This is a genomic window from Kordiimonas pumila (assembly GCF_015240255.1).
Lineage (GTDB): Bacteria > Pseudomonadota > Alphaproteobacteria > Sphingomonadales > Kordiimonadaceae > Kordiimonas > Kordiimonas pumila.
In genome coordinates this window covers 1,794,090-1,816,178 of sequence record NZ_CP061205.1, presented here as the reverse complement: position 1 = coordinate 1,816,178, position 22,089 = coordinate 1,794,090, and the positions used below count along the sequence as shown (strand labels likewise).

At 47.5% G+C, this 22,089-nt stretch carries 15 protein-coding genes; 4 read left to right on the top strand and 11 right to left on the bottom strand.

Annotation, left to right across the window (positions count from 1 at the left end; genetic code table 11):
* Positions 1–16 precede the first annotated feature (16 nt).
* Together ICL80_RS07675 and gabT are read right to left on the bottom strand one after the other, a co-directional pair.
* Positions 17–1,396: a P1 family peptidase gene (locus ICL80_RS07675; RefSeq protein ID WP_194215504.1), complete on the bottom strand. Its 1,380-nt coding sequence runs from the start codon at positions 1,394–1,396 to the stop codon at positions 17–19.
* A 171-nt stretch (positions 1,397–1,567) separates the two neighbouring features.
* On the bottom strand, positions 1,568–2,869 hold the full coding sequence (gene gabT / locus ICL80_RS07670; RefSeq protein WP_194215503.1) for a 4-aminobutyrate--2-oxoglutarate transaminase: 1,302 nt from the start codon (positions 2,867–2,869) through the stop codon (positions 1,568–1,570).
* Between the two features lie 310 nt (positions 2,870–3,179).
* Between gabT and surE the strand changes: the two genes are divergently transcribed.
* Entirely contained in the window at positions 3,180–4,007 is an 828-nt protein-coding gene (surE, locus tag ICL80_RS07665; RefSeq protein ID WP_194215502.1) for a 5'/3'-nucleotidase SurE, read from the top strand.
* Positions 4,008–4,146: 139 nt separating this feature from the next.
* On the opposite strand, the gene ICL80_RS07660 is transcribed toward surE, so the two are convergent.
* On the bottom strand, positions 4,147–4,572 hold the full coding sequence (locus tag ICL80_RS07660; RefSeq protein WP_194215501.1) for an Lrp/AsnC family transcriptional regulator: 426 nt from the start codon (positions 4,570–4,572) through the stop codon (positions 4,147–4,149).
* 319 nt (positions 4,573–4,891) lie between these two features.
* Between ICL80_RS07660 and hglS the strand changes: the two genes are divergently transcribed.
* Together hglS and ICL80_RS07650 are read left to right on the top strand one after the other, a co-directional pair.
* On the top strand, positions 4,892–6,295 hold the full coding sequence (hglS, locus tag ICL80_RS07655; protein ID WP_194215500.1) for a 2-oxoadipate dioxygenase/decarboxylase HglS: 1,404 nt from the start codon (positions 4,892–4,894) through the stop codon (positions 6,293–6,295).
* Positions 6,296–6,318: 23 nt separating this feature from the next.
* A complete protein-coding gene (locus ICL80_RS07650; RefSeq protein WP_194215499.1) occupies positions 6,319–7,740 on the top strand; it encodes an FAD-binding oxidoreductase in 1,422 nt (473 codons plus the stop codon).
* 81 nt (positions 7,741–7,821) lie between these two features.
* Here ICL80_RS07650 and amaB read toward each other — a convergent pair whose 3' ends face one another.
* The 6 genes from amaB to ICL80_RS07620 all read right to left on the bottom strand — a co-directional run bounded on the left by amaB (position 7,822) and on the right by ICL80_RS07620 (position 19,275).
* Positions 7,822–9,333, bottom strand: a complete 1,512-nt coding sequence (gene amaB / locus ICL80_RS07645; protein ID WP_194215498.1) for an L-piperidine-6-carboxylate dehydrogenase — start codon at positions 9,331–9,333, stop codon at positions 7,822–7,824.
* A gap of 43 nt (positions 9,334–9,376) precedes the next feature.
* Complete coding sequence (locus ICL80_RS07640) at positions 9,377–10,540, bottom strand: saccharopine dehydrogenase family protein (RefSeq protein WP_194215497.1); 1,164 nt, start codon at positions 10,538–10,540, stop codon at positions 9,377–9,379.
* Positions 10,541–10,593: 53 nt separating this feature from the next.
* Positions 10,594–11,673 (bottom strand): saccharopine dehydrogenase, encoded by a 1,080-nt coding sequence (locus ICL80_RS07635; protein ID WP_194215496.1) that lies wholly within the window; start codon positions 11,671–11,673, stop codon positions 10,594–10,596.
* 274 nt (positions 11,674–11,947) lie between these two features.
* Complete coding sequence (locus ICL80_RS07630; RefSeq protein ID WP_194215495.1) at positions 11,948–12,703, bottom strand: MOSC domain-containing protein; 756 nt, start codon at positions 12,701–12,703, stop codon at positions 11,948–11,950.
* Between the two features lie 33 nt (positions 12,704–12,736).
* Positions 12,737–16,000 (bottom strand): amidohydrolase family protein, encoded by a 3,264-nt coding sequence (locus tag ICL80_RS07625; RefSeq protein WP_194215494.1) that lies wholly within the window; start codon positions 15,998–16,000, stop codon positions 12,737–12,739.
* A 2-nt stretch (positions 16,001–16,002) separates the two neighbouring features.
* Complete coding sequence (locus ICL80_RS07620; RefSeq protein ID WP_194215493.1) at positions 16,003–19,275, bottom strand: amidohydrolase family protein; 3,273 nt, start codon at positions 19,273–19,275, stop codon at positions 16,003–16,005.
* A gap of 219 nt (positions 19,276–19,494) precedes the next feature.
* Here ICL80_RS07620 and ICL80_RS07615 point away from each other — a divergent pair, with 219 nt between their 5' ends.
* On the top strand, positions 19,495–20,586 hold the full coding sequence (locus ICL80_RS07615; protein ID WP_194215492.1) for a PepSY-associated TM helix domain-containing protein: 1,092 nt from the start codon (positions 19,495–19,497) through the stop codon (positions 20,584–20,586).
* A 3-nt stretch (positions 20,587–20,589) separates the two neighbouring features.
* Here the strand turns inward: ICL80_RS07615 and ICL80_RS07610 are convergent, their stop codons facing one another.
* Positions 20,590–20,970, bottom strand: a complete 381-nt coding sequence (locus ICL80_RS07610) for a hypothetical protein (RefSeq protein ID WP_194215491.1) — start codon at positions 20,968–20,970, stop codon at positions 20,590–20,592.
* Positions 20,952–22,013: a PepSY-associated TM helix domain-containing protein gene (locus ICL80_RS07605; RefSeq protein ID WP_194215490.1), complete on the bottom strand. Its 1,062-nt coding sequence runs from the start codon at positions 22,011–22,013 to the stop codon at positions 20,952–20,954. Before ICL80_RS07605 ends, ICL80_RS07610 begins: the two co-directional genes overlap by 19 nt.
* Positions 22,014–22,089 lie beyond the last annotated feature (76 nt).

The following is a 22,089-nucleotide window of genomic DNA, read 5'->3' as shown; positions in this document are numbered from 1 at the left end:
TTCCAAATTGGCTTAGTTAGCGCTTACCCACCTGCTGCCAGTGACCCGGGTTTAGAACAAGCTCACCCTTTTGTGCAAAAGAAAGTGTCAGCGGGTATCTTCCTGGTACCATAAAGCTGTTTTCTGAAACCGGCACCAACGGAACAGCTTCCTCAACCCCTATTGCATAAGCAGGCCGCGTGCCTGATGCCTGCGCATACAGCGCGCCATCTTTTTCCGTTACATTAACACTTACAAACTGGCTGAATGTGTAGTTGCCCACATAGGACTTCAGCTTGGATGCCTTAATTTTCAGGTTCTCAGCAGGCGTATCAGCCTTCGGTTGCTCTGGCACAGAAGCCAAGACCGCATCCCACATAACCTCAGAAGCAATTGTACCTACATCAATCGCTGGCAATTCAGGGGTTTCAAGTTCAGCGGTTGACACAGCATACAGTACATCGCCGTCATAAATACTGGCAAATGGCTGTAATGCCCGCCCCATGGATGTATGCACCTGCATAGCAAGGCGCTCTAATTCAGCAACTTCCATTTTCTGGTTTACAACAACAAGACTAACCGTTGTGTTTTCACGCTTTTTACCTTCAGAGGCACCAACACCAGACCAGTCAGACCGTTTACTATCAGGGAAAGCCTGCAATACTTCGCTCGTCTTTAAATTCGTTGGCCAGCTTTCACCCTTGTAACACGCGACCAAACTACCATCGCGGTCTGTTACCATACCGAGGGCATTTACAACCGTGAACGCCATAATTTTCAAATCACCAATTTGCCGAAAAGCAGCACCCTGGCCAGACTTGGCATTACAGCCAACATAGCCACCGGTTACTGCAAAGCGCCCAGCGCCTTCTGCCCCAAGAGGGAACTTGCCGTGTTCTGCCGCACGAAACGCAGCCTGCGCAAGCTTTTTGTCAGGGTATATTTCGTTCAGACGTCTGCCGCCAAAATCAAAAATAATCGAACCAACAGACATGGCAATATTAGGCGGGTTTGTAAAAGCGCCGCCATCGCGGATATCATCGTCCTTAAGCGCCGAGGCTACTGCTGTTACGGCCTCTAATCCGTACCATGATCCACCTGAAAGCACCACCGTATCAAGCTCAGGCATATCATAACCGAGCTGCATATAGGGCGCATTCACAGTGCCCGGTCCGCCGCCCCTCACATCAATCGCAGAATATACTTTTTTGTCAAAGTGAAAGACCGTAACCCCGGTTGGTCCTTCACTATATTCTGCCGTGCCTATTTTTAAAATAGGCCAATCATACGACAGGAACTTTTCACCTTTATTAACTACAGGTTTTAAAGCTGCCTGATCAGACGCAGCACCAGACAAGGTCAATGTTGCAGCAATTGCAAAGCTACTGAGGCTTAAAGCCAGTTTTTTATTCAACATAGTTACAGGTTCCCCCCGATTTGATGGGTATAAAATCCCTTGAAGCTTAACCGATAATACAAAGCCCTGCAAAGATGACTAAAAAGTCTCGACCGGTGCGCCTTGCGCACCTAGACGAGTCACAAAAAAAGCCCGGAGAAACCGGGCTTTTGATCAATTACGGAGCCTAAATTAAGCAACCGCGCCCAGCTCTCTCATGCAGGCTTCCAGAATATCCATACCTTCATTCAGGTTGGCATCTGGTATGGTAAGCGGTGTAAGCATGCGAATAACATTCCCGCGTGTGCCACAGGAAAGCAAAATAAGGCCTCTTTCTTGGGCTTTTTGTACCAATGCCTTGGTAAGGTCCGCATTTGGCTTTTTGATATCACCGTCATGCACCAGCTCGAGTGCAATCATCGCTCCCAGATTACGAATATCCCCAAACACACCACCAGGGTTCGCAGCCTGAAGCGTACGCAGCCGCTTGGTCACAACCTCGCCAATATGAAGGGCGCGCTCACAAAGTTTCTCTTCCTCAATCACCTCAAGAACAGCAAGCGCTGCAGCACAGCCAACAGGGTTACCGCCGTATGTACCGCCAAGACCGCCAACAGCAGGTGCATCCATGATCTCTTTTTTACCAGTAACAGCCGAGAGAGGGAAACCACCGGCAATGCCTTTTGCCATTGTTATAAGGTCTGGTTCTACACCAGAGTATTCTGTCGCAAACATTTTCCCTGTGCGGGCATAGCCAGTTTGAATTTCATCTGCAATCAAGAGAATGCCGTGCTCATCACAGAATGTACGTAGTGCCTGAAGCAAGGCAGGAGGTGCAATATTAAAACCGCCCTCACCCTGCACTGGCTCAATAATGATAGCCGCAACACGGCTTGGCTCAATATCATCCTTAAAGAGGGTATTCAAATCATCAATGCTGTCTGCGGCTGTCGTGCCTGTATAGGCTGTCGGGAAATGCGCGTGGAAAATTTCCCCAGGGAAAGGCCCAAAACCAGCTTTATACGGCACAACTTTACCCGTTAAAGCCATACCCATCATCGTACGGCCATGGAAGCCGCCAGAGAATGCTACAACGCCAGAGCGGCCAGTATAAGCCCGCGCGATTTTAATAGCATTTTCAACAGCTTCCGCACCGGTGGACACCAGCATGGTTTTTTTAGGCGTATCGCCCGGCACAAGCTCGTTCAAGCGCTCAGCCAACTCAACATAGCTACCATAAGGTGCTACATGAAAGCATGTATGGGTAAATTTCTTTAACTGACCTTCAACAGCAGCAATGATTTTGGGGTGACAGTGGCCGGTATTGACCACCGCAATGCCCGCAGCAAAGTCGATATAGCGACGGCCTTCAACATCCCATATTTCCGCATTTTCGGCGCGGTCGGCATATACTTGCGTAATATTAGCTACGCCGTTTGCAACAGCACCTTGACGTCTTGCATGCAGTGCTGCATTCGTATTTTTCTGCAACATTTTAATTCCTCTGTATAACTCTATTGTCGACGCGCTTTATTCTATCGCCGATATGGGTTTGCCCAACCGGCACATAATAGTACCATTTCCCCTAACGGGAAGTTGACAATAATGCAGCGCGCGGCGCGTGATAAGCACCACCGGCTTATAGCAGAAGCATGATAGCTTTTATACTGATAAACCGCTAAAATCTAAAAAATGTGATCATATTTAGAAAACGGCGTACAAGGTTCATATTATAATGATTACTGTACAAATAAAATCTATAGCACAATATTTTTAGCAAAAAAATACCAGTCAGGAGATTAATGTGATCAAATATATTCTCATCGCCCTAACCACACTAACCATAGGCTCCATAAGCGCCAACGCTGATGAACCATACCGTATATTGATAACCAATGATGATGGCATCACTGACGCAGGCTTAATTGCACTGGTTGATGCCCTCTCTGACAATGCTGAAATTATAGTAGCCGCACCTGCCGTAAAGTGGGGCGGCAAAGGGCACGGCACCAACCTATGGGAAGGCCCTATGAAAATTGAACCCCAGCAGATATCAGGCGCCAGCCACAGTTACGCAGTGTACGGCATGCCCGCTGATGCCGCCCGGTTTGGCATTTTAATGGCAAACAAACTTGGGAAAAAAATTGATTTAGTTATTTCCGGCATCAACAGCGGCGACAATGTAGGTTCTGCCAGCCAGCTATCCGGCACGATTGGCGCTGCCATGGAGGCCCTTTATTATAAAATCCCCTCTATTGCCGTTTCTCTGGACGGCGATACCGCCCACAAAGGGTCATACGGCGATGCTGCGCATTTTATTGATACACTAGTCCCTGAAATTCGCAAAAATGGAATCCCTGAAGGTACAATGCTTAATATAAATATTCCTGCAACGATAAAAGGGGTGAAAGCAACACCGCAGGGCGACTATGTGGTCGAGGTTTCAAGCTTTGAAATAACAGAAGACGGCATGTTTACGCCTCAAATTACATATCCTGATTCTAAAATTCCCGGCAGCGATTCTTATGAGTTCACCCAAGGCTATATTACCATAGCCCCCTTAAAGCTCGACAATACAGATGCAGAGATGCTGAAAACTCTCGGCAGTTGGAACCTAAAAACAGGGAAATAAGCCTCGCAACTTACACTGAGCACTATAATGGCCGCTTTTACTACCCACTCCGTGAAAGCGGCCCCCCATCACAAACTTCATCACCGCAAGAAGATATAAAAACCGGAATAACTTTCCATACCCAACGTCATCTTATTGATTAAACGTCTTTTTTAGTTGAAAGCACAATGGCCGTGGTGGTTTTATCCACACCTTCAATGGCGCAAATTTCATCAAGCGTTCTGTCAACCTCATCTATGGTTGGCGCGCTAATGATAGCAATCATATCATAGGGGCCAGAAACCACATGAAGCGCCTTAATTGCCGGGTTCTTTTTCATAGCAATAATGGCCAACTGTGCATGACGCTGATCAATAGTAATTAACACATGAGCCATAATCTGTTTTAGAGCATATTCGTCGTGGTAACGTACCGTAAACCCTGAAATAATTTTCCGGTCCACAAGCCGCGCTATACGATCCTGCACAGTAGACCGCGAAAGCTTAAGCTTACGAGCAAGGGAGGCTGTTGGCTCCCGCCCATTATTACTCAATAGCCCTAATAATTTTTCATCCACTTTATCCATATAATCACTTTAACGGTTTTTCCGCTTTTATGTCAAATAGAGTTATACATACATACAAGTAAAACTCACATAAGCCCGTAGATAGCTGATTGAGCGGATAATTTACAAAATAATAGTATTAGAATAGCCCATTCATAAAGCTTATACTCCTTTACGATAAGGATATAATAATCACTTCAACGGTAATTACGGTTTTTTGTATATTAAAAATATCATTTCCGTCGAAATGAGCACTTCACTATGGAAGATCTAACCGTATGGTGTTGATATGAAACGAACCCTTTTTTCGGGCATCCCCACCTGAACGGAGCACATTTAAATGACGCAGGTTACTTTTATCTCCCCCAGTGAAATTCGCGCTAAATTTTCTGCGGCAATGTCAGCCATGTACCGCACAGAAGTGCCAACATACGGCACACTGCTTGATATGGTTTCGAGTATAAACCATGAAATGCTTTCAAACGATGCCGCCTTGCACAGAAGTATGGAGGTGACAGGCCAGCTTGACCGCATTTCCGAAGAACGCCACGGCGCAATCAGGCTTGGCAAACCAGAGGAACTATTCATGATGCGCCGCCTGTTCGCTGTTATGGGCATGGAGCCAGTGGGCTATTACGACCTTAGCCCTGCAGGCATACCGGTTCACTCTACTGCCTTTAGGCCTGTTGCCGATGCTGATTTACAGAAAAACCCCTTCCGTGTTTTCACCTCGCTCCTTAGGCTTGACCTTATTCCGGATCAAAACCTACGTGAAAGCGCCCTTGCGACCGTTGAGCAACGCGATATTTTCACAGCTGGGGTTAAAGCCTTGATAGAAAAAGCTGAGCGCCAAAAAGGCCTGAGCGAAACAGATGCATATAGCTTCATAGCCGAAGCTCTCGAGACATTTCGCTGGCACGAAAAAGCAAATGTGAGCGAAGCTCTGTATCATCAGTTGCATGATGCCCACCGCCTTATTGCAGATGTTGTATCCTTTAAAGGCCCCCATATTAACCACCTGACCCCTTGCACCCTCGACATTGATATGGTGCAAAAGGAAATGCCACGGCAAGGCATAACACCCAAAGCAGTAGTGGAAGGGCCACCAACGCGTAAATGCGCCATATTACTACGCCAAACATCGTTCAAGGCCCTGAATGAAAAAGTTGCTTTCCTTGAAGGTGAAAACCAGTGGAAAGAAGGCTATCATACAGCGCGCTTTGGTGAAATTGAACAACGCGGGTGTGCCCTCACGCAAAAAGGCCGAGCACTCTATGACAAACTGCTTGCCAAAACCCGCACACTGATAACACCCAAAGCCGATGGCTCTAACGCAGAAGAGTATCGCAGCATTCTGGCAAAAACTTTCCAAGAGTTTCCAGATACATATGCAGAAATGCGCAAGCAAGGTCTTGCTTTTTTCCGGTATTCTGTAACACGCAAAGGCAAGGATATTGCCAATACTGGCGGTGAGGATGGCTCCCTTGATGACCTTATAAAAGCAGGCCTTGTCAGGTTTGACCCTCTAACCTATGAAGATTTTTTGCCTGTTAGTGCGGCGGGCATCTTTCAGTCAAACCTTGGTGATAATGCGGCAAATGATTTCGCGGAAAGCCCAAACCAGAAATTATTCGAGGAAGCGCTCGGCGCCCCTGTTATCAGCGAATTTGGGCTGTATGAAACCGCTGAAGAACAATCAAAACAAAAATGCAAGGAAACCCTGAAGCCAGCCCGGGCAGCCTAACGCTGACGAACAGGAAGAAACAGATGAGCATGCAGATACATAGTGATGCGCTTTTAAGCCTTCTCGGCAACAAAGGCCTCATAACAGCGGAAGCCGATATGGTGCCGTATGTCACAGGAGCACGCTATGACATGGGCAAGGCTGCATTTGTAGCCCGCCCAGCAAACACAGAAGAAACGTCAAAACTTCTTGCTTACTGTGCCCAACATCATATCCATCTTGTGCCACAGTCTGGAAACACAGGTCTGGTTTCGGCATCTACACCAAACGACACCGGCACGCAGGGCATTTTAAGCCTAGACCGGATCAACACCATTATCGATCTTGATATTGATAATAAATCTGTTCATGTCAGCGCTGGCATTCGGCTTTCCACACTTAATGAGGCCCTTGAAAAAGAAAGCCTTTTTTTCCCGATTGACCTTGGCGCTGATCCTCGCATTGGCGGGATGATAGCCACCAACACGGGCGGCACACGCTGCCTGCGTTACGGCGATGTACGTGCTAACACGCTTGGTCTTACCGTTGTACTTGCCGATGAAAACGGAACAGTACTAAACCTCACGAACACGCTGCGTAAAAACAACACGGGCGTAGATTGGAAACAGATGTTCATTGGCACCAGTGGTGCTTTTGGTGTGGTAACAGAATGTGTATTGAATATTGTCCAAAAACCCATGCAAAGCGCGACAGCTTACCTGATACCGTCCAGCCTAGAGGCAGTTGCCCCCCTGATGCGCCTGATGGAAGCAAAGCTTGGCATATGCCTGAGCGCTTTTGAAGGTATGTCAAAAAATGCAGTGTCAGCGGCCTATAGCCATGTAACATCACTCACGAACCCGTTTCCGGGCGGCACTGTGCCAGACTATATCATTCTTGCTGAAGTGAGCCGTGACTGGCCAGAACGAGAAGGCGAACAACCCTTACCAGAAATGCTTGAGGCTGTGCTTGCTGAAATATGGGAGGATAAAAATGAACCTCTCGCTGATGCTCTTATTGGCAGGCCCGAAGAAATGTGGGCCCTTCGGCACGCTATATCAGAAGGCGTGAAAAGCATGGGCAAGCTCATTGCTTTTGACGTTTCTTTTCGGCGGGCAAATGCAATGCGTTTCACCCGCTTCATGGAAACCGCTCTACCCACAATATTTTCTGGCGTTACTATGTGTAATTTTGGCCATGTGGGCGACGGCGGACTACATTTTAACCTAGTTCTGGCAAAAGACGATCCGCGTGCAAACGATGTTGCGTTTGAGAGAGAATTACGAACATGGGTGTTTGATATTGTTGTGAATAAGTTTGCCGGCAGCTACAGCGCCGAACACGCTATTGGCCCAAAAAACCAATATTTTTATGACCTTTACACCTCTGAAAACCTGAAAGCTATGGCGCGAAGCTTTAAAAGCATTACGTCACCTGCATCACTTGGTACCGTAAACTTCGGGTAACAATCATTCCAGAAAAACCATAAAAAACACCCCGGCAGCATAACGCTATCGGGGTGTTTTCTGTTCATCATACAGTGGGTTTTACGATTCTGATGTATCGAATGTAATGCCCTGCGCAAGCGGAAGCGCTTTAGAATAGTTCATCGTACTTGTCATACGGCGCATATAGCCTTTCCAAGCATCTGAGCCACTCTCGCGCCCACCACCTGTTTCTTTTTCACCGCCAAAGGCACCGCCAATTTCAGCACCAGATGTGCCAATATTAATATTCGCAATACCGCAGTCACTACCGGCTTCAGAGGTGAAAATTTCAGCTTCCAGAACATCGCGGGTAAAGATAGAAGAAGACAACCCCTGTGGTACATCGTTTTGACGGGCAATCGCTTCTTCAAGATCTGTGTAACGGAACACATAAAGGATAGGGGCAAAAGTTTCTTCCTGCACGTTATCCGCAGCGCCCTTCATCTCCACGATTGCAGGGTTCACATAGTAGCCTTCAGTGTATTTATCAGCAAGCGCACGCCCACCACCAGTAATCTCACCGCCTTCGGCTTTCGCTTTTGCAAGGGCTTTTTCCATAGCATCAAACGCCAGCTTATCAACCAGTGGGCCAACCAGTGTTTTTGCATCCAGTGGGCTGCCAATAGAAAGGCCAGCATACGCTTTTTTCAGGCGCGGCACGAGCGCATCATACACATCATCGTGCACAAATATGCGGCGTGTAGATGTACAGCGCTGGCCGCATGTGCCAACAGCACCAAAAAGGATGCCTTGGAAGGCAAGATTAAGGTCAGCCGACGGTGCCACGATGATAGCGTTATTACCACCAAGCTCCAGAATTGTCCGGCCAAAGCGAGCAGCAACTTTTGGCCCAACTATACGGCCCATTGCAGTACTACCTGTTGCACTGATAACCGGTACACGTTTGTCGTTTACCAGCACTTCGCCAATATCGCGTTCACCGATGAGAAGCTGCGACAGTCCTTTAGGCGCATCGGCACCAAACTGCTTACAAGCTTCTTCAAACAGCTTCTGGCAGGCAATTGCAGTAACCGGCGTTTTTTCTGATGGTTTCCAGATAATGCTGTCGCCGCACACAAGCGCAAGCGCCGCATTCCATGCCCAAACTGCAACTGGGAAGTTAAAGGCGCTAATAATGCCAACGGGGCCAATAGGCTGCCAGTATTCCCGCATTTTATGACCGGGGCGCTCTGACGCGATCGTCAGACCGTAAAGCTGACGGGAAAGGCCAACAGCAAAATCACAAATATCGATCATTTCCTGCACTTCGCCGAGACCTTCTTGGTAAATCTTACCGCACTCATAGCTTACAAGTGCACCAAGGCTTTCCTTGTGTTTACGGAGCAGCTCACCAAGCAAGCGCACCAATTCGCCCCGACGTGGGCCTGGCACAGTGCGCCATATTTTAAAGGCCTCTACAGCCGCCGCAATTTTAGTGTCTGCATCTGCTGCACTATCAGTTTTCAGGCTTGCAAACTTACTGCCATCAACAGGTGTAAAAACTTCAAGCGAGCCTGAGTTCAGGCTTTTTTCGTCTAACCCAAGCTTAGAAAAAATATCTTTAATATCCATTATCTGTCCTTAAACTTATACTTTAATAATTCAGCCGCCTGCTTTAGAGGCTTACATTTTCTGCCTTGATCGAAAGGCCGTTACCTATAAGGCCGTTTAACCATTTACGGCATTTAGCCACGTCTGTGATTGCCGCATGCACACCAGCAGCCATATCGCCGCCAGCGACAGCTAACACAGCCTCTGCAACTGTCAGAGACACGGTTGCCGCCATTGCCGTTTTCCAACCACTGCCTTTTTCATCAAGTGTAAGGGAACCTTCCCAAACACTACCGTCAGACTTCTGGGCCGTTAAGGCCACATACAAAACAACACGGTCTTCTTCTTTTTCGCCGTAAGCATAGTCTTTCCACAGCTTCGCGGAAAGCTCTTTCAACGCTGAAGTGTCAGCTGTATCTACTTCGTTGAAAATATCTTTCCATGCTGTTTTCCAGCCTTCAAGCCTAATGGTGCCACGCACAAATTTTTGCAGGTTTGTTTCACCGTCTAGACCATATTCTTTAACATAGGGAACACTATTGCGGTTGGCATACACTTCGAAAGTTTCACCATGGATCGCCAGTTCTGAAACATCTTCCCATGCTTTTGTGACAGTTTTTTCAGCACCATTTTCAATAAAGCGGGCTTGGTTTTTAAGGGCTGTAAGAACACCGTATGGTGTCCATGCAAATTTGTAAGTGAAGTCATTTTTAACAGCCGGTATGCCGCCACAGTAAGAGACAAAATCAATAGCATTACCACATCCAAGAACACTCGCTTTTTGGGCAGCATCTACAAGTAAATGCGTAAACAGGTGGTCGATACCCGGGTCCAGCCCTACCTCGTTCACAAGCGCAATGCCGGCCTCTTTTGCTCTGTTATCAAGAGCCTGCATCTCAGGGGATACATAACTTGACGTTACCAGATGCGCCCCCGTTTCAAGGGCTATTTCAGCCATTTGAATATGCAAGGCAGCAGGAAGCATGGATACAACAATATCGCCTTTAGCGATTGCCGCTTTAAAACCAGCAACCGAAGCATCATCACCAAGGTCCAGAAGCTTCACCTGCATATCAGCGTCTTGGCCAGCCTGCTTTTTAAGCATTTCAGCTCGGTCTGATGTCATGTCCCATACAGTCAAGTTACCGTAAGACTTGGCAATTGAAACAATACCGGGGCCTGACGCCAAACCCGCACCGACCCAGTGAATGGATGTTTTATGTGTCATACTATACTCTTCCCTGTATGGGTTGCTTATCGCAGTAAGCTGCCAATATCGTTTCAGGCCGCGTTACTTTTTTCAATGGCTTTCAGCGCATGTTGGTAAGAACTGCGTGTTGCGTCCCAAACTGGGTTAGCATCCAGCGTTTTCAGATATGGCAACAAGAGGCCTGCAAACTCCATGCTTGCTTCACGTGGCAATAAAGAAGGCAGGTTATCTATCGCAATCAGATTAAGCTCTGCGCCGTTTCTAGCAACAGTCACAAAAGGCTCTTTCCAACTTGTTGGCGCATTATAAAGGGGGAGCGGGTTAAAATCACTGAATGGGTCACAGGAAACATCTGTAATAACTTTCAGCTTACACCCTTCTGCTCCAATATCATCCGACCTTACAAAAGCAGGAATCTTACTCGCCACAAAGGCACAGTTCACCAGAATATCGTGCGACAGCAGTGCTTTACGGTCAAGGTTTGCGGTTTCTTCGCGGTCCCATTCTGTTACAATCGCGCCGTGGCGTTTCAAAATTTCAACAGCCCCTTTGCCGCCCCTACCGTGAGCACCCAGGACCAGTGCCTTTGGCCTGCTACCTTTTATCTTGAGGCTTTCGATTTTCTCATCAAGACTTACGCTATTTTCAAATGAATGCAGGCCTTCGGCTAAAACGGATGGTCGGTCAGCAACTCTGTCGTACCACTGCATAAGGGCAAGTGCTGCCCCCATGTAACCTGCCCAGTAACCAAAAGCCACTACACGGCGGCCTTCCGCATTGACCATATATTCAAGGTCAAGCAACTCTCCGCCCCCACGCACAAAACGGCCCAGCAGCTTTTGCCAGCCTGCTTGCTGCTTGTAGGCATGCGCAAAATAGATATGGCTGTTTTTCAGTTCCGCAGGTGTTTCTGGTAATTCTTTTAAGCCCAGAACAGTTGTGCCCTTTGGCGCATCAACCCAAGCGCCGGATTCCGCCATCTGGCAGCCCATCGCCTCATATTCATGGTCAGGGAAAATGCGTTTCTCAGATCGCTCTACAACAACTTCCATGCCTGCCGCGATCAATTCCTTTGCACTTGACGGCAAAAGTGGTGATCTGCGCTCTGTTTCACGAAACTCATCCCGTAACCACAGTTTAGACTTGGACATTTCAACGCTCCTGATTGGTAATTGAGTGAACCATCTCCTCATATCGACGATTTTAACTGCACACACTGTTGATATAAACCTGCATATAGTTTGCTATTATCGTTAAAATAACGTTTTTATGCATTTTTTTTGGTCATTTTGCAGGAGGCACACCAATGAAGCTCGAAGCGCTGTGTGTTTGGACATAAAAAAACAGGCATAGCGCTATCAGCACTATGCCTTTTAAATCATTCTCAAACCCTGATATGTCTCAGGTTATTTAAACCCTATGGCTTTAAAGCAGTTCCAGCTTATCACCCGGTTTTATAACACCGGCTTTGATAACATCGGCATATATACCCATATCAGAATGGCCGTATGTTTTCTTTAACGTAAGCGGTATATTCATATCCCGTGCGGCAGTTTCAAGATTTACATTCACAGCAGCACAGCGTGTTGTAACTTCCTTGCCCTTGAACTCAGCTTCACCGATTTTAAAGCTCTTCCCTACCAGATCAAACTCTGACCATGCAGGCATGTCATCTATATAGATATTACCGCGGAAACGCATCGGATCCACCACCAATCCGGTTTTATCTTCAAAATCACGAACACTTGCCAGATTGATCAGAGAAACATTCTGATCAGGAATATCTGCAAACATATGTCCCTCTGCGGTCACGAGCCGGGCACCACCGCGGGTTTTACCGTTCATGAAATCATCAAAGAATGTACCAAGGCGATCCGCATCATCTTTAACATCCAGCCTGCCGCTATAGACAACAGCACTGTCTTTTAAAATCGTGAGTATATTCTCTGACGCATTATAAGCTGTCGAAAGCTCGGCAAGCTTGGCATCAACCATAAGCATTAAAAAATGGCGCTTACCCAAATACTCAGGATTTGCAGGATCAAAATGTGTATCTCCCAGAGCGATGGCAAATTGCCGGTCATGAGGAACACCCTTCCCAGCTGTAAGCATTACCTCAGGCAACAAATCGCCGCTCAGGCCCTTAACCGGGTACCGGTATATTGATGAAACTTTTGACATATTTTTGTCCACTCAACTTTTACCAAACTATACTTACTGCCCAGACGACGAACTGTTCCAATCTATGCCGTACTGCTCACCTAGCTCCCAGTAAAATTTAGTACGAGGCTTTTCACGGCGCAGTATCTCGTTCATACTATATGGCTCATACACACGGCCATTCACAACAGTATACTGAACGGTATTGGTGTTTTTAATGTCGTCCAGCGGATTTTTGTTAAGCACCACAAGGTCGGCAAGTTTACCCACCTCAAGACTGCCTATCTGCTTATCAAGGCCAATGGTCGTTGCCCCGTTTAATGTAGCAGCTTTCAGCACATGATGGTTCTTCATGCCCCCCTCTGCCATCAGCCACATTTCCCAGTGCATAGCAAGGCCCTGTACCTGAGCATGCGAGCCAACATTAATCTGTGCCCCAGCCTCATCTGCTCGGTTAATTGACCGCGCAACGGACCTGACACCGACATCCCATAGCTCGTCTGCAACATGTAATGTTGTCATGCCGCGTGCATACATGGGTGCCGCATAAGGAATACCAATCGCGCTATAACTGCTGGTAACCTGTGGCACATAACTATTTATGCGTGCATCTTCCCATGCCCGGGTTTTCTCGTAGTAATAGTTTTCCCCCATAAATTCGCCGAACAGCGCAACAAGAGTTGGGGTGTTTGGTGTATCCCCTGCCGCCATAAGCTGGATTATATCGTCATACAGATTGGCAACTGGGAAATTGTGTTCAAGGGCTGTATGGCCATCAATTATTGCGCTGATATTATTATAAAAATGGCTTTCACCTTCAATATCAACCATGATGCCTTTTTCGTGCGCCGCTTTAATCAGCATTTGGCGCTGGCTGCGCATGGGCTGGCGGTAGCTTTTAATGATAGTACCGCCAAGCGCCAGTTTCCTGTCCATTACATGGCGGGCACCCTCAAGGCTGAAAACAGGTTCATAAACCGGGTCCCCCTTGCCTGCGCGGCCATATACAACACCGCCAACACTGATGGTACGCGGCCCAACCATAAGGCCCACATCCCGCATTTCTCCCATTTCATAACTTGGTAGTTCAGTCGCGTAAGGATCATAATTTGTTGTAGTGCCGAATGCGAGTGATGCATAATGACTTGGCTGTTTTTCAGGCATCAAACCAATAGAGCTATAGTAACAGCCTTCTAGGTGGCCGTGCATATTCACAAAGCCCGGCATAATGGTTTTGCCGTGTGCATCCACAACCTTTGCTGAGGCTGGTACCGTAACAGTATCCGCCGTACCAATGGCCGTAATTTTATTACCATCTATTAGCACCGTACCGTTTTCGATAACCTCGGTGCCTTTCATGGTGATAAGCCGTGCATTGGTAAAGGCCATTAGCCCGGTCGGTTTATCTGTTGGCATTTCAGCAACAAGTGTGGTGGCAGTATGGCCCAATCCCTCGTCCGCCACCTTTGCCGTGTAAAGCGACTGTCCCAAAGCCCAATAAAGGCTTTTGCTATCCGCTGACCACCTGATGTCATAGCCACTCAGCGTTGAAAGCTGACGCGCCCACGCGCCACCACCCGCAGAAGAAACCGTTATGGGGGTGCCCGTTTCATGGTAAGGCATCACATAATATTGCCGGTCTTCTTTAAAGGTGATCCAGTTAAAGTCTGGGCTAAACCTGATATCAAGAATATCAGCGCCATGAGCAACAGCATGAGTACGAAGGTCATAGCCCTCTCTAGTTATGCTATTCACATGGCTAATTTGGCCGTGCTCACCCCAGTGGCTTTCCGTAAAATACACTCGCTTGCCGTCTGGTGAAAACTGAGGAGTTTCACCTGTGTCATGAAACTTCCTGACAGAACCAGATTTGATATCAAGTATAAAAAGGCCTGTTTCAATACCGTACCCCCCCATGCACTTACTGCCCTCTTCAATCCTGAAAAGAAGGAAATTTCCATCAGGGGAAAAGGCCGGTTCCCGCAAGATACCACGCGTTGCGTACAGTAGTTTAGCCTTACCAGTCCTACGTGAGAAAAGCTGAAGCTTAGCACCTGTTTCATCTTGCCATTCAATATAAGCGACTTGTGTGCCATCATTCGATACCACCGGCTCAAACTCCATGGCACTACCTGTGGTGAGCCGTGTTGCTTTCCTCGTATCAAAATCCTGCTGCCATAGCCTGCCAAAAGCATGAAAAATAATGCTGTTATCATCAGGCACTGTTGCAATCTGGCGTGTTGCATGTGCGGTTATCACATCAGGGCTTAGGTTATCAGCAACCCGTGAGGCTTTTGTAAGCTTGTGTTCAGCCGATGCTTTAAAAGGAATTTCTTCCACTTCCGCCGTCATCATATCAATTTTGAAGATTTTGCCCTTACCCCAGATAGCTATATGCCTGTTATCTGGGAACCAGCTATACTGCGGGTAGAATGTGCCTTGGGCTATAAACTCGGCCTGCAAGTCGCGGTCAAGATTATCATAAATTGGGCTTTGCTCTAATGTTTCGGTATCGAAACGAAATAATATAGTTTTATCTTTAACCCTGCGCACAAAAGCAATATAGCGACCATCTGGTGACACTTCTGGTGTTAATGCACTACCAAAGCCGCCAATAAGCTTAATGGTTTCGCCGGTTTCCATATCACGGCGCATAACGGCAAAATTAGTGTGGTTGGCATCTACATATACGTGGGAAACGTGCGGCTCTGCTATACGTTCTGTATAGTATAAAAAGCGGCCATTAGGCGAAAACTGCGCTTCCTCAACATTCCTACCATGGCTTGGGGAAGGCACTAGTTCCACACCCTTACCACCATTAACATTATAAAGACGCAGCGAGGAAGTGTTAATGTTTTCAAATTTGGCTGATAGCTGTGTCGCGACAACATAGTCGCCACTTGCATCCCACGCAGGGCCTGCAAGCACATCAACGGTTTCAGATGTAATCGCATGGGCACCTGTTCCATCAGGCTCAGCCACCCACACATTATCGCTACCGCTTTTATCACTGAGATACAGTATTTTACTGCCATCTGGGCTAAAGCGCGCCATCCGCTCAATTGCAGGACCACCCAAAATTAACGTAGCATCGCCGCCTGTTGCCGGCATGCTATATATATCGCCCAACATATCAAACAGGATTGTCTTGCCGTCAGGGCTGACATCCACACTCATCCACGTGCCTTCAGTGGTGGTGATTGTTTTTGTTACATACGGCAGTCCGGTATTTTCAACATCCCATACCGGGTCGGCGTGGGATGTTGCCGCAAACGCCGCAAGCCCCACAAACCAGCTAACAGTAAACCTGAAACGCATGTTTATTGCCCTGCCCATGCTTCGTTCCAGTCGATGCCGTGGTAATCAGGCAGTTCCCAGTAAAACTTAGTACGTGGGTGGTTATAGTTTCCAATCTCATCCATAGCGTAACTGTCATACAGACGGCCATTAATCATGGTATAGCTTACAGAATTGGTGTTCTTGATGTCTTCAAGCGGGTTTTTATCCATCACAATAACGTCTGCAAGTTTGCCGACTTCAAGCGATCCAATTTCATCCTGAAGGCCCAGTGTTTTGGCACCGTTCATGGTGGCAGCCCTTAGAATATGAAAATTGCTCATGCCGCCCTGTGCCATGGACCACATTTCCCAGTGCATTGCGAGGCCGTATACTTGGCCGTGCGACCCTGCATTAATGGTAACGCCAGCATCATCCAGCCGTTTTGTTGACCGGCTTGCTGCACGAAAGCCAATATCCCAAATTTCCTCTGCTGCATGTAGGCTTGTCATATTGCGCGCATAAACAGGAGCGCCGTAAGGGGTATTGACCGGGCTATATCCGCTGGTGGTTTCCTGCACATAAGTTTGCACCTTAGGGTCTTCCCATGCACGGGTGGTTTGATAGAGATAGTTTTCCCCCATAATTTCACCGAATGTCACATTCAGCGTTGGGGTATTAACAGAATCGCTGTGAGCAAAAAGCTGCACAATATCATCATAATATGTCGCAACAGGAATAACATGCTCCAGCCCCATATGGCCGTCCATAATCATGCTTAAATTATAGTAGAAATGGCTTTCGCCCTCGGCATCTACCATTATTCCATTTTCTCTACCTGCTTTCACCAATTGCTGGCGTGCACGGCGCATAGGTTGCTTGTAGCTTTTAATAATCCGTCCATTCAGGGCCCGTTTACGCTTCATGGTATTAACCGCATCTTCGTATGTTTCAAGCGGGACATAGGCTGTATCAGGCTTGCCAGCACGGCCATAAATTACCCGCCCAGTCGTAATAGAGCGTGGCCCCACAAGAATACCGGCCTTCTGCATTTCTGTGGTTGCATATGATGGCAGTTCAGATGTGTAGGGGTCGTAGTTTGTAGTAATACCGTATGCCGCTGCAGCATAGTGGCTGGAGTGCTTTTGTGGCATTAGGCCGCCGTAGTAACAGCAGTCAATATGGCCATGCATATCGACAAGGCCCGGCATAACTGTTTTCCCAGCAGTATCAACGACAAAGGCACCGTCCGGTATCTCAACATCACCGACCTTGCCAACCGCAATAATTTTATTACCGTCCACAACCACGGTGCCTGTTTCAATAACTTCTTCACCCTTCATGGTGATAACCCGGCCACCCGTGAAAGCAACAAGGCCTTTGGGTTTATCCACCGGCACGGTAAGACCAAGTGCTGTAACAGGTTCAGGCAAACCTGCCTGATTCTTAAACATATCTTTTACAGCAACACTGTAGAAAGCATCGCCCAAGTTCCAGTAAAGGGTGGTCGAATCTGCCGACCAGCTTATGTTATAACCGCTGATATCTGTTAGCTGAGCAACAGGTACAGCTGCTCCTTTTGCTCTTACATCAGCAACAGAGCCTGTTTCATGGTAAGGCATCACATAATATTGCTGATCTTCCTTGAAAGCAATCCAGTTACCATCTGGACTTAGGGTAAGTTCATATCTGTCTCCGCCCACACCTTTTGCATGGTCGCGTTTATCATAACCACCGATTGTAACGCTTGATAAAACCGTATCACCAGATGTTGTTGCATAGTAGATACGCGAACCGTCCGCAGAAAAATGCGGGCTAATGCCTGCATCCCCAATACGTTCCGGGTCGCCGCCCTTAATAGTAACAACATAAAGACCAGCCCGCGCCCTGTAGCCCCCAAGGCCCTTATTACCTTCATCAATGGAAAAAGCGAGTGTTGCACCATTCGGCGAAAATGCTGGTGTCCGCATTACCCCCTTGCTTGAAGCAACAGTTTTAATATTTTTACCGTTCGCCGACATAACATTAAGACTGCTTCCTTTTTCATCGTCCCAACCAATGTAAGCAATTGTTTTACCGTCTGCCGACCATGTTGGTTCAAATTCAAAATTACTTGCTTTTGTCAGGCGTTTTGGTGTTCCGTCTGGCAGTGACTTTTTCCACAAATACCCAAGCGCATGAAAAACAGCTTCTTTGCCGTTTGGTGAAACAGCAATGGTTTGTGCTGTACGCACCGAAATTGTATCAGGCTCTAGCGGGTCAAAAAACTTGGGTGACCGAATAATATGCTGTTTACTAACCGCCTTGAATGGAATTTCAGCAAATTCACCAGTTTCAATATCGACGTTAAACAGCTTCCCCTTACCCCAAATGGCAATATGCTTACCATCAGGAAACCAGCCAAACTGGGGGAAATAAACGCCTTGCAAGTAAAAATCTGCCTGCTGGTCACGGTCAAGGTTGTCATAAACTGGCGTTTGCTGGCCGGTTTTTGTATTATACACAAACAGAATTGTTTTGTCTTTCACACGGCGCACAAAAGCGACGTGATTGCCATCTGGTGAAGACTGCGGTGAAAGAGCACCGCCAAAACCAGCGATTAATTCATTCGTTTCACCAGTTTCAAGATTACGGCGCATAACCGCATAATTGATATGGTTTGCATCCACATAAATGCCGTGATCCACAAGGCGCTGTGTATAATAAAGATATTTACCGTCCGCGGAGAAATCAGGTTCTTGCACATCCCGTTCATTTGGCGGTGTTTCCACCACCACACGGCCAGCCCCACCAGAGATATGATACATTCTAAGCTTGGACTGCTTCTGGGTTGAATAATCCACATCAACAGTGGATGCGATAATATAATTACCATCAGCGCTCCACGCCGGGTTTGCCACCATATTTGTCGTTTCAGTTGTCACCATATGGGCATCGGTACCGTCCACACCTATAACCCAGGCATTGTCAGCGCCGCTCCGGTCACTGATATAAAGAATTTTACTGCCATCAGGGCTGAAACTTGGCGTACGGTCAATAGCTGCGCCCTGCGTCAGGGCTTTTGCATCACCGCCCGTTGCAGGCATCAGGTACAGATCACCCAGCAAATCAAAAACAATTGTTTTACCGTCTGGGCTTACATCAAGGCTCATCCATGTGCCTTCAGTCAGGGTGAATTCCACATCCTTATATGGCTGGCCTGTATTTTCCACATCCCAAGTATCACTGGCGACGACAATAGGCGACACGCTACAAACAAGTGCGGCCCCCATAAAAAATGACTTGCGAATTGCACGGTGCAAACATTTGAAGTTCATATTTTCTCTCCCTGAAAGCATGACTATATCCCCGAATTTGCTAACAAGCCTAATACAGATCTATAATTAAAACAGATGCCTATTGTGCAGCACAGGGTGCGCTAAACGCACCATGGTAAATATTTTTGGTGCAGAATTCACAACAGTACTGACATGCTTGGCACCAGCTTTATACTGCTGAAGCCTATACTATCACCTGTGTGGAGAGGGAGACGTAATATGAAAAATCTATTTACCCGCCTATGGGCATCACTAGTTGCTGTATTTGCACTTTTACTGCTGATGGTATCTATCACAGGCAGCATGCAAGCATTTTACTATGAGATTGACTACTGGTTAAACCCAACCTTCTATGACACAGATTCAACAGGTTTCGCCCAAGCACCTGCAGACCTGATTTTGGCACTGGAAACGCAAGTACCCGAAGCAGAGGTCTGGTATTTGCAAGTACCAAAGAGTACCGGTAAAACTGTTATGCTCGCAGCTTCGCCCCGCTACAACGACAGAACAGGTACCTATGCCACCCTCACCCAGAACTACTTTTATATGGACCCAGTAACCGGCGACATCACTGGTGCACGAACGTGGGGCGCTTGCTGCTTTGAAAATGACAACCTGATGAATTTTACGTACGAATTACACCATTCGCTTGCCGATTCTGGGGAAACCGGCTTTTGGGTAATGGGCATAACTGCCTGCATATGGGTTCTCACATGCCTTGCCCTTATATATAGCGGTATTTCAAAGCACACTTTAGTAGGCTTCAGCCCTCGTAGTGCACTTGTTATGGGCATACTAATGCTACCGCTTGCCATCAGCAGTGTTGCCATGAATTTTTCTGAAGAAGTCTTCAAGCCCGCAGTTTCTGCACTATCACCTGTGAAGCCTACTATTTATGAAGAATATGCCGCGAAAGACCAAACTGACTTTGGCCACCGCAACCTTTCCTATACGGGTGCCTACACTATAGCGGCTGAGCTCGGCCAAAAGCGCGGTTGGCAAAAACCAATTGGCGAACTGTTTTACAGCCGCTCATATAATTTCTACGGCATGGCGTTTGGGTATCGCGACCCATCAGGCATGGGCAACAACTGGCTCTATATCAGCGGTGATGATGGCTCTGTCGTTGGTGAAAAAACGCCTGCGAGCGGCACAGCAGGCGACCTGATAAACTATACACAGCTACCCTTGCATAGCGGCCGCATCCTTGGCATATGGTCACAAATCGCCATATGCCTCGCCGGATTACTCACAGCTTTTTTTGCCGTTAGACTGATAACGTGGGCCGCAAAAAAGCTAACCCGGCCCTAGCCTTTAAAAATGTACGGTAACCTGAAACAACTCGCACAAATCACCGATCCGACTGGTGTCGTCTACTTTCATGGTTACCGACCATTTTTGTTCTGCTGCGCGCATAACTATATCGTAAAGAGCGCTGTTACTTGACGGGAACACAAGGCCCCCAGCCGCCCCTGAACGACAGCTTTCAGGAAGCCAATCTGTTTTATCAACCCCCACCCAGATAACATTATTGAAAGCCGGGTAAGTGTGGTCATTGCTTACCACGGCAACACCCGTTATATGCACATCTGCTGCCCAGTATTGCTCTGCGGCAAGAGGAGTTCCTGCCAACACCCCAACAAGGATGGCCAGTTGTGCACCCCAAAAACGCTTCATCATCTTCTCAGCCACCATAGCCGCCCTCCCAAAAACATCATAGCAAGGATCCAACACCCCACCATGAAAACAATAAAACGCCCGATCAAACCAAGTGCCTCCCCAATATGGAGCGGATAAAAAGCGTTTACCAAGCGGTTATTCACGGGCGCTATCATAGGGTTGTCTAGCGCAAGAATACTGCCATCCACCGCACTGATATATAAGGTGGTTTTACCATAGATAGTGCGCAGTTCCTCTGGCTGTGCCATACGAATACGGTAATAAGGCTTTTCTGCGGAAGCGACAGTAAAAACCGAAATCCCTGCTGTAGGGAACTGAGCCTGCGCCAAACTGATTGCCGCGCTTAAAGACACATAATTTTCAGGTAATTTACTTATAGCAGGCACAGTAGGTACCACGCTTTCAGTGCCCAGCATTTCTGCAATATTATCTTCCCACGCGAGCAAGGTGCCAGCCAGTACAACAAGCGCCGCTGGCACACCAAACAGTAGCCCAAAACTACGGTGCAGGCCGTACATGCCCGCCTTGCCAGATTTATTCTTTGGCATTCTAATCGCACCGCGCCAGCGCCTACCTTGCGGCCAAGCTAGAGCAATCCCCATGATGATATTAGACAATAGTATAATGCCACTAATACCAATAATAATATGACCTGTATCCCCGGACCACAGTTTTGCATGCAGTTCCAGCACAAGTTCAAAGAAGCCAGCATCCAGAACTTCAGGGTTAGAGGGTAGCTCGCGCAGAATAGTACCATCACCGGCCATACGGATAACGCTGTAATTATCATCCGCATCTGCAACATAAACATCATAGCTATTAAAGGCTTCATTCGCCGCATAGACAAAGGGGATATGGCTGCCTTCACGTTCAGCTAAAACCTTAGTAATGGTCTGATCAATGGCACCAAAATCAGAGTCCCCTGCTGGCTCTGAAAGTATAGCACTTTCAATCTCGCGGTGAAAAACAAGGGCCACACCAGTAACCGCCTGCACCAGCCAAAACACAGCGACAAACAGGCTAATAACCCGGTGAATTTTAAGAAGAGAACGTTTCATGGCTATCGCCTTTGAAAACAGCACTTCAACAGCGCTCCAGACATAAATTCACCGCTGCACACCCCTTGACACACAA